Origin of the sequence: Hymenobacter saemangeumensis (assembly GCF_039541835.1) — a bacterium.
In the GTDB taxonomy this organism is placed as follows: domain Bacteria; phylum Bacteroidota; class Bacteroidia; order Cytophagales; family Hymenobacteraceae; genus Hymenobacter; species Hymenobacter saemangeumensis.
Map to the genome: position 1 here is coordinate 40368 of NZ_BAABGZ010000070.1, position 11999 is coordinate 52366.

Here is an 11999-nt window from a genome sequence, read left to right on the forward strand (position 1 = left end):
GGCTTTATCGAAGATTAATAGCAGCAACAAGACGTATTGGGCCTTGATTTTCCTTTGTGCAACTATATTTCTGCACATTATTTCTCTTCACTTTCAATTAATTCAGAAGCCGCATACGTTTGCGGATACTCTTATCGTTTATAAAAAAATTTGGTTCATATGCCTACCTACCCTACTCGTTTGCTTATATAAAGCAAATAAATAAGCTAAGGCATTCATTGGCGATAAAATCAGAAACGACCAAACAGCGATAACATGAATCGGAACTTTCAAGAGGCCTTGCTCAACGAAATGGGTCTTTATTTTCAGCCATTGGTCAATGCATCGAAGTCAGATTTTGTGTTGGAACAATTTCTACTTGATGCAGGATGGAACGTCAACGCTGCAGCTAGTACGGCCGGGCAGAAGCAGTCCTTTATAACTACTCTAAGTGGACTTACTACATCCCTATTCAATACCTTTGAGTTAGTTAAGAGCGCTCCCCCCTCTACACTGGAAGAGTTTACTTTATTATTAGACAATATAAGCGATATAATTAATTCTATTAAAGATTTGCCTAGCACACTTGATGCGCTTGATCCATCTCTTCAATTTCTATTTAAGGATGTATCAAACCATCTAGCAATAACTTATCTTTCTAAGCATCAAAAGACATTGTTCAGCTTCTTGGAGTTGATTGATGTCATTAGTGAAGACACCAATGTGCTATTGACAGAGGGTGACTTCATTAAATTCGATGGGTCTTCTACACAAAGTGTTCAACTTAGTAAACTTGGAGAGTTTATTAAAAGCCCCAAATCAGTTCTTGAAGAAAAATACTGGCCCCTTGGAATCAATACTGATGCGGATGCCATAAACGCGGGAGCAAATTTCTTCCCAGCTTTATCGAAATTTTTAAATAATATAGGGGTATCTTCTTCAGTCGGACATGCAGCTAGAGTTAAAACTAATCAAATCGCTGAGTTAGATCAGAACACATGGGATAGACTCAGAGGCCTGCTGACTATAAAAAAGGGGTTGGATAATAATGCAGGTCTAGGAACACAAGTAGGAGCTACAATTGGGATACTGCCGCCATCGCAAGGAGGGCCCGGTGTATACTGTGTTCCATTTGGAGATCTTCAGGTTTCTAAACGCCTGAATAATTGGCTTTTTTCTTCCAGTGTTTCTGCTGCAATTCCAGGATTTAAGTTTCAAAATAATGGAAGTGTAGAGATTATAGGCAATGTTTCGAACAGTCCGATAGCGATTGAGGCTGGGTTAACTTACCTACCATCCGCTGGTAAGAACAACGCTATTCAGATAGGCAGCACTACAGGCACAAGGTTGGAGATCCGTGGTCTTTCTGTAAATTCATTCCTTAATAAAACTACAAATACGATAGACTATGGATTAATTATAACTTTTTCAAATATTATCTTCGTTTTGAAGGCTGGTGATGGCGACGGGTTTATTGCAAAAGTTCTGCCTTCTGATGAAATCAACGTTGAATTCACCCTTGAAGTGGGTTTTACTAAGAACAATGGAATTCACTTTAAAGGGAGCGGAGGTCTAAATAAAAAAATACCTATAAACCGTGGGTTTTTACAAAACGCTATTAGAATTCAGGAACTGTCGTTGGGACTTGCAGTGGCAGAATCTGGATTATACTTGAATGTTGGCACAAGCGCTCAAGTCAAATTAGGGCCTATTAGAGCGACTATCGAAAGGACTGGTCTTAGAGCCTCGCTATCATTTAATGCATCGGGTGGCAATGCAGGACCAGGTGATTTTGAGTTAGGTTTTCTTCCGCCTTCGGGAGTCGGAATTGAAATTGATTCGGACACAGTCAAAGGGGGCGGATACTTATTTTTTGATTACTTAGAGAGTCGCTACGCAGGCGTAGCACAGCTATCCATCAAAGAAAAAGTAAATGTTACAGCTTTGGGGTTGTTACAGACGAGAATTCCTAACCAACATAATGGGTACTCGTTCTTATTATTAATCACGGTGGAATTCACTCCTATACAATTAGGTATGGGATTCACTTTAAATGGAGTCGGCGGTCTTGTAGGTATCAACCGAACAGTAAATATTTCCTACCTAAGGGGAATGGTTCAGGAGGGAAGAATAAATTCTTTGTTATTCCCTGCTAATATCCTGGATGCCCCTCAGGCCGCACTAGCGACTGCTGACAGCGCTTTTCCGGTTGCAGAGGGTAAGTATGTTTTCGGCATCATGGCTAAGATAGGGTGGGGCTCCCCAGCCTTGTTGACCCTAGATCTCGGACTTATAATAGAATTACCCGCTCCCGTACGGCTAGTTTTACTCGGCGTGTTGCGTGCTATTCTGCCCAACGAGCAAGCTCCCATTCTGCGGCTTCGAGCTGACTTTTTGGGTGTGGTTGACTTTGGGGCCAAGCGCGTTTCCTTCGATGCGTCGCTGGTTGACTCGCGTGTTCTACAGTTTGCCCTTACCGGCGATGCCGCTTTCCGACTTTACCAAGGCAACAATCCCGTCTTCCTACTGACCTCGGGCGGTTTTCACCCCTCGTTCCAACCTCCGGCCAATGCCGACTTGCCTACGCTCCGCCGCCTAACTCTGGCATTGGCGCAAGGGAACGATTTCCGCTTGACCTTAAGTAGCTACGTGGCCATCACGGCCAACACGGTGCAGTTCGGCAGCCGCTTGGACTTGTACGTGAACTTGCCTGGGTCTTACTACATCGCCGGATTTCTGAGCTTTGATGCGCTGTTCCAGTTCAACCCCTTCCGCATTGCCGTCCAAGTAGCAGCTGGGGTGGCCATCAAGAAAGGTAACAGCACCAAACTATCCATTCACCTGCGGCTTAACGTCACCGGTCCGGCACCGTGGCACATCGACGGCGAAGGCAGCTTCAAGATTCTGTTCTTCAAAATCAAGTTCCGCGTCAATCGCACCTTCGGACAGGGCGCAGCACCCCAGCCCCTGCCCGACACCGATGTAAGGCGCTTGCTTCTCGATGCATTACGCGACCCCAAAAGCTGGGAGGTACAGGTGCCTGCTGTGCGCCCGGCCAATCTGGTGGTGTTGCGGGCCGAAACCGACCCGGAGAAGCTGCTGGTGGACCCCGGCGGAGCGTTGAGCGTACGCCAGCGCGTGGTGCCATTGGCTTACCGCTTAGAGCGTTTCGGCAATACGCGTCCGACCCCGGGCAATGAGTTCAACATCAGCAGTGCAACAGTAGGTGCCACCAATCCGCTGCCGGTGCAAGGCAGCAGTCTGGAGTACCTCAACGACCACTTTGCCCCCGGTCAATTCCGGACGATGAGCGACCAGCAAAAGCTGTCGGCGCCTTCGTTTCAAAGCATGCGCAGCGGTATTCGGCTCGGTTTAGTCGATGGATTATCCGGTGGCAGCTTCGTCACGCGCACCGTGCAGTACGAAGTCCGAATTGCCCACAGCGCGCCAGCCACCACGGCAGGCCGGTCGGCGTCTTCATCCAATGGCACGGCAACGGAGGAGGGAACCACCACATTTGCTGCTGGGGGCGGAGCTGGGGAAACCCAAGTAACGGCCCTGCCGCGGATTACTTTCCCGGATCAATTGTCCCGCCGCCTCGCTCGTAACGGTGCTGTGGGGCGCACGGCCCGCTCGTACGAGCAACGCCGGCCATCGCGTAAGGCTCCCGACAAGGTATTTTGGGACGAAGACACCTATGCCGTAGTCAGCGTTCGTGACCTACTCCCCCACGTGGCCACACCTTTCCCCAACGAGGCATCCGCTACGCAGTACATGGCCGATGCCATGGCTGCAGCTCCCGAACTGACCGATGAACTACAGGTCATTCCTTCCTATCAGCTCCCCGCTTCCGTGACTTCTTCCAACGTGGCCTTCGCATGAGTCAGTTCTCGTTTATTCCCTGGGTAAGAAATACCCTGGCTGCTAAAGCCGGACTGGCGCACACGCCCGCCCGCTTGGTGCTGCCCATTACTGTGAACGTAGCCGTTAATGGCGGATCGGCCTCCGAACAGGTGACGGTTAATGCGGACTTGCACGGTCCTGGAAGCGTGGTGGGCATCAACCCCGAAGCCGTACTAAAGACGCTGCCAGCAGCTGGCGAACAGCAGTTTCCCTCGCTGCTCGTGGCCGCGGTGGAATTCTACGAAGAAGACCTGCCGTGGCGCTATAGTCCGCCCGTCCCTTCTACTCCGCCGCCGGCCGGAGCGCCAGTACCGCACGTTGCACCCTGGTGCTGCCTGCTTGCGCTGGAGGAAAACTCTGCGGAATACCGGGAAGTAGAGCAAGGCACGCGCCCACTCCCGGTTATTGAGGCGCCTAATGCCGACAACTTTCCCCCGGCAGCCCAGCTGTGGCTGTGGGCGCACGTACAGGTTAACCAAGCCTTGGATGGAGGCACAACCAATGCCTTCCTTGACGGGACGCTGCGCACCAACCCGGACCTAGCTTTTTCCCGGGTGATGAGTGCCCGGCGGCTGAAGGCCAATACGGCGTACCGGGCTTTCCTGGTGCCCTCGTTCGAAGCGGGTCGCGAAGCCGGGCTGGGGCTGCCGGTAAGCGCGAGCGTCACTGAGCCCTCCTGGAATTCTACCATGGGGCCTACCCTGTTTCCCGTGTATTACCAGTGGTCATTTCGCACGGGAGAAGCGGGGGATTTTGAATCCCTGGCCCGGCGGCTGCGACCGGTCCAGCTAGCTGATTTTGGCAGCCAGCCCATGACGGTCAGAACGCCACTGGGCGGGCAAGGAGTCCCCCGCTCCGGGGACTGGATTGTCAATCTGCCAGGCGTCCTCCGCCCATTCGGTGCCGTGCCTCCTCCCCCCGCCGAATTAGCGCAGGAGCTACAGGAAGAATTGGCCCCCGCCCTGGCGCCCCCGGCTGCTCCTGCCAGCGGCCGACCGGCGGTTACACCCCCTATTTACGGACGGAGCTATGCCAACCCGTTGCAGCTGCCAAATCCGGGAACCGCTCCTCCCAGCGGCTGGCTAAGCCAAACCAACCTGGACCCACGGTACCGCGTCATCGCGGGCCTGGGCAACCAAATTATTCAAGACAACCAGGAAGAGTACACCAATCGCGCCTGGGAACAAGTGCGGGACGTGCTGGAAGCCAACATGAACTTACGGGGCATGCAGTCCGGCTTGCAGACCACGAGCGCGCTCCGGACCCAGCACCTGCCGTTGACGGGCGGCACAGCCGGGCAGCGCGTTGCCGCACGGCAAGCAAAGACCAGTGAAGAGCCTCCCAAGATTGAAGAGCAGCCCAAGATGTCGACTTCCTCAGAAGCAACATCAGCGCCCGCAGACGCCACAGTGGCCGAACCTACTAATGAGGAAGTCCCTGTCGAGAAGTCAATCACCGGCCCAGGTGTGGATGAGGCTACCGAGCCGGGAAGCATGGAAAATTATGGGCTGCACCTCACCGGCTTAGCCTTTTCCCGGGTACTAGTACCGGGGAAAGGAGCGACCGTGCAAGAAGTTATCCGGCAAAGCAACATGCCCATGGCCGCGTTTAGCCCTACGTTTCGGCGTATTGCCAAGCCCTTTGGGCGCTACCAAACGAGTTTGGCGGGTCGTCCGCAACGTCCAACAGACCCGACCCCGACCGATGACGCTCAAACGCTGCTTGAAGCGCGTACCACACTGCCCCAGCGGGATGCCTTGCTGACTTTGCTCAATCAGGGCACCATTACCGCTGCTCCGCCCAAACCGCAGCTCATCCGGGCGTACCAGTTTGATGACGGACAGATGGATTTGCTTTTAAGCGAGGGCGAGACACCGGGGGAGTTGCTGGTGCTGGTTGATGGAAAATACCAGATTTACACGTACGAAAGCGAACAATACAACGCTTTTGACAATGCCTATTCTACGTTCCGCGACGTTCGTTTCAATACCCAAGACATACCTCGTCCGCCGCTGGATTTAGAAGAAATCAAACAAGCTCTGATTGAGGGAACTCGCCCCGAGCCCGTGTACCTGGCTCGCGCTAAAAAGGCCTTGCGCGTCGTACCGCACTACGGCTCGTATGATACCGCCGGGACGGTGAGTCAAATCTCCGCGGGGGTACAAGCCCGTGGCACTGCGGCGATTGGAACCCCAGTGGCGAATCCTGCTCCAACCCTGCAGGAACTCAAACCAGTTATGGCGTACCCAGTGTTCAAAGACCCCATGGGAGAAGCACTTCGGCGCAAGTACCCGGACCTATTCATGCCGGGGGTAGAAGACTTTCCGGCAAATGGACTGACACTACTAAGCGTCAACCGGGCGTTCATCGAGGCCTACATGCTGGGCCTAAACCACGCACTGGGTTCGGAGCTGTTGTGGCGAGGCTTTCCCATTGAATTGCGCGGCAGCTTTTTCCGGCAGTTTTGGGATGTGAGCGACCTATTAAGCACGACTACTTCCGATACCCAAAGCCCAACGACTTTGGCCCAAGCCGAGGAAAATCTGCGTGATATTCAACCCCTACACCTGTGGCTCCAGCGGGCACTGGGCACCAATGCGCCCATAACTGGTCCCGCCGATCAGGTGCGCTTGGCCATCCGTGCCGATTTGTTGCTGCGCTACCCCAATACGGTCATTGCGGCATTGCCCGCCATTAAGAACGGAGCCGGTGAGCTGGAACCCAATTTTGGCGGGACGTACGTGTACCCCACGCGCCGCATGATGCTGGGGCAGGACATTCTTGTGCTCACGTTTCCACTCAGCGAAGTGGAAGTTCAAGGGAATCCAGCTTCTTCCTTGTCGGGCCCTTACGGGCACTTTTTTATTCTACAAGAGCGACCGGGAGAACCACATTTCGGGCTGGATGAATGGGTAGGCACGGCAAATCCTTCGTTCCCGCCCAGTAGCTGGGACGACTTGTCTTGGCAGCATCTTCAGGCCGATGAAGGGGAGGTAATCACGCTTCCGTTTACTGCCGGCACAACGCTCGCGCCCTTTACGGCTATCACCGACAGTGCCAAGTTGGCCTATGTGCTCTTCCAGCAACCATTCATGGTAGCCATCCATGCTGCGGAAATGATTCCGGCCTAATTTCTCGCTTTATTTTTCCAGCGTAAGCTACCCTATCATGCCCGATCTTGAGATTTCCTTCTCCAATCAGCACCCCTTTCTGCTTACGCCGGTGCAGGTGCAGGTAAAGTTTGTTCGCCACGACAAGTCATTCCTGGAAAAGCACCCGGGGCGTACTGCTATGGAACTGCTGGTGCGCATTTTCCCGGATGTATTCAGCGTTACCCATCACGAAGACGCGCTGACCGATTCGGAGCGGCTGGCCGGGGAAGCGTACTGGCGACAGTCCGGGCAAGCCCCGGATCGTGCGCTCGGTCAGCTGCATTCGCTGCTGGCCTGGAGCAACCTGGTGGAAAAGTATGGAGCTCCCCGTGCGCATTGGATCCTGCAGCAGTCCACCCCCACGAATCTTCTCCATTTGGAAGACGTGGCGCGGAGCGGCGCCAAAGAACTGCCTGCCCCAGAGTTCCGGGATGTCGCAAGCAATGAGGTATCGTGGAGCGAGCCGGCGCGGGCCCTCAACATGCCCGACCGCTTTGTGGTTACGCTGTACAATCAGATTCAGGACCCGGCCAAGACCGGTGACCCGGCCCAGATCGGGGACACACTCTACCAGGACCTGTTGATGAACCGTTCCGAAGTAAGAAATGGGTACCCATTGAACGTAACGGAAATGACGGCGGAGTTTCTGGAAGTCGTGCGTACCGTGGAGGGTATTCCCCTGCGGCAAAAGCCACTGCCAGTAGGGCCCCACCCCCGGGCGGGACAGCCCGGGGGCCCGCCAGAAGAATTAGACGAGAAGAAAGGGTTAACTGGGAATATAGCTTGGCTCGCTGATTTTGAGGTGGCACTGGAGGAGGGCATGGCCATAGCCGTTCCCTTGTATTCCGACGAAGAGTACAAGAATGGCTTCAAGCGGCTCATTGTCCTGGGGGTACGCAACAGCGAAGCCAGTGATGAAAACGCCCGTCAGCTCGAGTACCTGCTAAGCAATCACGCCCATACCGAAGGCTTTGAGCTGGTGCCCCAGGGAACGCCGACAAACAACACGTCGACGCAAGGGGCGGGTTACAGCTCGGCGGATCACTACGATGCGGAAGCCAGCTTCCGGGAATGGTTGCAAGGGCCATTGTTTACTGAAGTCGCCGCCGAGCAACGTTTTGAACAAGCCGATGGACAGCGGCTGGCGCAGGCGCTGGGTATTCAAGCCTCAACCCTACACCACACGCGCTACAGCGGCGGGCAAGACGTCCGTGATGCCATGTTGCTCAACCGCATCCTTTGGCCGGCAACGTATGGCTATTTCCTGGACACGGGCTTATATCCGCTCTTCGCCACCAACCCTGGGCCAATCACGAACCCTGGCCCAATAGAGCAGACGCGGCTATTTTTCACCGATTACGTCTCCGGCCGGGGCGGGGTGCCCGCCGTTCGGGTAGGCAACGAACCGTATGGTGTTCTTCCAACTACCCAGTTCTCGGCTTGGCAAGTGCCCAAGTCGCTCAACGAGGCGGTGCCCGGGTTTGGTGACCGCTTGTGGGACGTGATCCGCCGGCTGGACGTCACATGGACAGAACGACTCAGCCAATTTGTAGCCTATCCAAGCCGCCGCTACGAAACACCCTTTAGTGTGGCCCCTCCCGGGCAACAGGATATCCTCACGGTCTTGGGGCAGGATGCATCCTCCGTGGAAGCCTACCAGCGCTATTCGGTAGGGCCTACGGTTATGGACACGTTGGCTACCAACGCTTCCACCCGCAACCCGGTCATCAACATCTGGGCCCAAATCGTAAACATAAACCCCGATGGCAGCTCCGTTAATCTGGGTCGGCGCCGCAACGACATTGGCCGCTTTGGTACACCGGCTAACCCCGAGAACCTGCTTTACACAGAGTTTCTGGAACTGTTTGACCCGGCTGCCTTGAATGGAGCCAGTCCGTTTGGCTTGAAAAATACCACCTGGCCCTGGGTGTACGACCTGGCGTTGCAATCCAGCTTTCGCAAGGTTGTGCACACGTTCGCCGATGAGCCTCGGCCGCAGTGGGCCGAGGCACCGGGTGGGATGATTGATGGCATGCCGTTTTCGGAAACTGACCCCGTGCAACGGTTTCCCAAGTTGGAATTTAACTTCATTGGCTGGCTTGCAGAAGCCGACTTCAATCAAATTCGCTTGGAGGATTTCCGGGCTCTTTACGGGGGCGAGGTGCCCGAAGGCTTTCCGGTCCCGAATTCTTTGCTGTACCGGCTGCTACGGCACGCCGTCCTATTACAATACTGGGAGGCCGCCCTGATAACGTACGAAGACGCCGGCCAGCCCATCCCGCCCGAAGAAAAGGAGTTGTTCAACATCCTCAGCCAAGACACGGCCCGATGGGACTGGCTTTACCGCGAGAGCCCCTTGACGGGGGGAATGCCGCTGTACGAAGAGCTGCAAAACGGCGAAGGAAGAGGCGGTGAATTACTGGTGGCTTTCCGCTCGCAACTAGCCGAGCTAGTCAATATTCCTACTGCACGTTTGGAGCGGGCGCTCGCCGAGCACTTGGATTTGGGTACTTATCGGTTGGATGCCTGGAAAACGGCCCAGGTAGAATACCGCCTGGCCGAGCTACGCCGCGACCGGCCTACCGGCTCGTTCTTGGGATCGTTTGGCTGGTTAGAAGATGTCGTGCCACAAGACCGCTCCGAGGCGGTGGGCAAAACGCGGCAAGACCCGGATAACTTGGGCTACATTCACGCCCCTACCATCAACCATGCCGCCACGGCGGCCGTGTTGCGCCAGGGGTACAAATCGCGCCAGTTTACTACGGCAGCCGATGACCCTGCCGCGAACCGCATGGCCGTCAACCTCACTTCCGAGCGCGTGCGGCGGGCACTGGCCATTCTGGAAAGCATCCGCACGGGCCAGTCGCTGGCCTCGGTGCTGGGTCAGCACTTTGAGCGGACTTTACGGGAAACGGAAGCCACGCTAACCGATGGCCGTCCGGTAGCGGCCCTGATTGGTACCATACGCGAGGCGTACCCCTTCACCGACGAGAAAACTACCCTGGGCCAAGCTGCTATCCCCCAGCCAGCTGGCACCGAGCAGGTGGCCCGCCAGGTGGTGGACGGCTTGGCGCTGTTGCAGGCCGCCAAACGCACCAATTATTACCCAGTGGTGGCAACCCTGCCAGCGGATGACGGAAGCGAAGCAGATTTTGTAGCGGTGGTACGCCAGGGGATACAAGGTCTAGCCGACAGCCTGGATGCACTGGGAGATTTGACCGTAGGAGAGAGCGTTCATCAAATTGTCATGGGCAATGTGGAGCAAGCCAGCGCCATGTTGGAAAACGTGGCCAAGGGCCGTTTCCCAGCCGCGCCCGAAATTGTACATACCCCACGCGGCGGCACGTCGGTAACGCACCGGGTGCTGCTGCACCTGCCAAATGAAGCCCCGGCAAGTCTGGCTTTGTGGGGGACTGCTCCCAGTCCACGCGCGTCGACGGAGCCAGGCCTGAACCGTTGGCTGGCCGCGCTGATTGGTAATCCGGAAAGCTTGCTGATTGGCTACCGCCTACAGGTGGGAGAAGATGCGTGGGAAGACGAACTGTCCCTGGCTGAAGCACAAATGCAGCCCATTGACTTACTCTTTCTGACGGAAGGCGATGCCCTGCGGTCAGGTTCGCTGCTGGAGGTGCACTTAGCTCATCTTGTGCGAAAGCGACATCTAGTCGATGACCCCCTCGGCACGGGCGTGGTCTCGTTTGCTTTCCAGGCTGCCAACACAGATTCATTGCGACGGCTTATGCCTTTGCTGCACAGGGTTCGTCAGCTACTGGGCACGGCGCGGGCGGCTGTTCCAATGGACCTGATGGGGCCGAGCCGGCAGGCACCCGGCCAACTCAGCGTCGGCGACGAGGGGGTGAAATTCACTATCCTCGATACCCGATTTGACGACCTGCGCGCTGATTTAGCGGACTTGGCCAGCCGATTGCAGGCGAAGCAAGCAGAGGTAAAGGCGGCAACGCCCGCCAATCTTGCGGCCCGCCTGTGGGAATTGCGTGGTCTTCTACACGAGGCTGCTGGCTACGGTCTGCCGGAAGCCGGTGCTGCCACAGCGCCGGGCATCACCGATCCGGTTGGATCCGCCGCAACGGTTTTCCAGACGATTCAACGGCGCTTAGAGGAAGCAGCCGGCGTCGCTGTTGAGGCGACTTCAGCTTATTATGCACGGGTGGCGCAAGCGTTGCTGGGCACTTCGTTCCGGCTGGCCCCCCCGTTTGAACTACTCGGCACTTCCCGTGACGTCTACGCGCAAGCCATGCAGCCTAATCACCTAACTGATTTGCTGGACAACCATAGCGATAACCCTCTGATAACTCAGGAGTGGTTGCAAGGGCTGGCCCGGGTACGAGAGCCCCTGGACCACTTGGAAAAAGTCATTGTCATCAACGACTTGTTGCGAGCCGACGACACGGATTTCTTCCCGCTGCCCCTAACCCCAACACAGCTCTCAACCCAGTCTATTGATGCGAATCCCAAAGAATATTGGCTGGGGGTAAGCTTCCCCACGGATTACGAACCAGCCGGGGATGCTGTTTCACTGGTCAACATCTTGCCGGTTGTACCGCACGAATACGATGCCACCGCTTCCCAGCAGGCATACCTGCTCGATGAATGGACGGAAGTAATTCCACCAAAGGAAGAGGTTACTTCGGTAGCATTTCACTACGACCAACCCAACACTGAAGCCCCGCAGACGTTGCTGCTGGTGGTCTCACCGGACTCCAACGAGGACGGTAAATGGAAGTGGGAATCTTTGCTGGGTGCTGTCAGCGAAACCCTCGATCTGGCCAAGAAACGCGCCATTGAACCGGATGCCCTCTCGTTTACGCACTTAGGCATCCTTCTGCCTGCCCTGATTGCACCGGTGGCACAGGAGGCAACCACGATTACCCTGGACTACCGCCGGGTGAATAATTCAGCGTCCTTCCGTGATGAGGCGCTGTACTCCGATTTTCAATAGCTCCA

3 protein-coding genes are annotated in these 11999 nt (G+C 55.6%); all 3 read left to right on the forward strand.

Annotated elements, in window-relative coordinates:
* Positions 1-255 precede the first annotated feature (255 nt).
* From ABD919_RS16960 to ABD919_RS16970, 3 genes are read left to right on the forward strand one after another with little or no spacing between them, the layout of a single operon-like run.
* Positions 256-3861: a DUF6603 domain-containing protein gene (locus ABD919_RS16960; protein WP_345237233.1), complete on the forward strand. Its 3606-nt coding sequence runs from the start codon at positions 256-258 to the stop codon at positions 3859-3861.
* Positions 3858-7013 (forward strand): hypothetical protein, encoded by a 3156-nt coding sequence (locus tag ABD919_RS16965; protein ID WP_345237234.1) that lies wholly within the window; start codon positions 3858-3860, stop codon positions 7011-7013. Before ABD919_RS16960 ends, ABD919_RS16965 begins: the two co-directional genes overlap by 4 nt.
* A gap of 37 nt (positions 7014-7050) precedes the next feature.
* Positions 7051-11994, forward strand: a complete 4944-nt coding sequence (locus ABD919_RS16970) for a hypothetical protein (protein ID WP_345237235.1) — start codon at positions 7051-7053, stop codon at positions 11992-11994.
* Positions 11995-11999 lie beyond the last annotated feature (5 nt).

Excerpts from the sequence above, each read along its gene's own strand:
- ABD919_RS16960 (WP_345237233.1), top strand. The coding sequence starts at position 256 with ATGAATCGGAACTTTCAAGAGGCCTTGCTCAACGAAATGGGTCTTTAT.
- ABD919_RS16965 (WP_345237234.1), top strand. The coding sequence starts at position 3,858 with ATGAGTCAGTTCTCGTTTATTCCCTGGGTAAGAAATACCCTGGCTGCT.
- ABD919_RS16970 (WP_345237235.1), top strand. The coding sequence starts at position 7,051 with ATGCCCGATCTTGAGATTTCCTTCTCCAATCAGCACCCCTTTCTGCTT.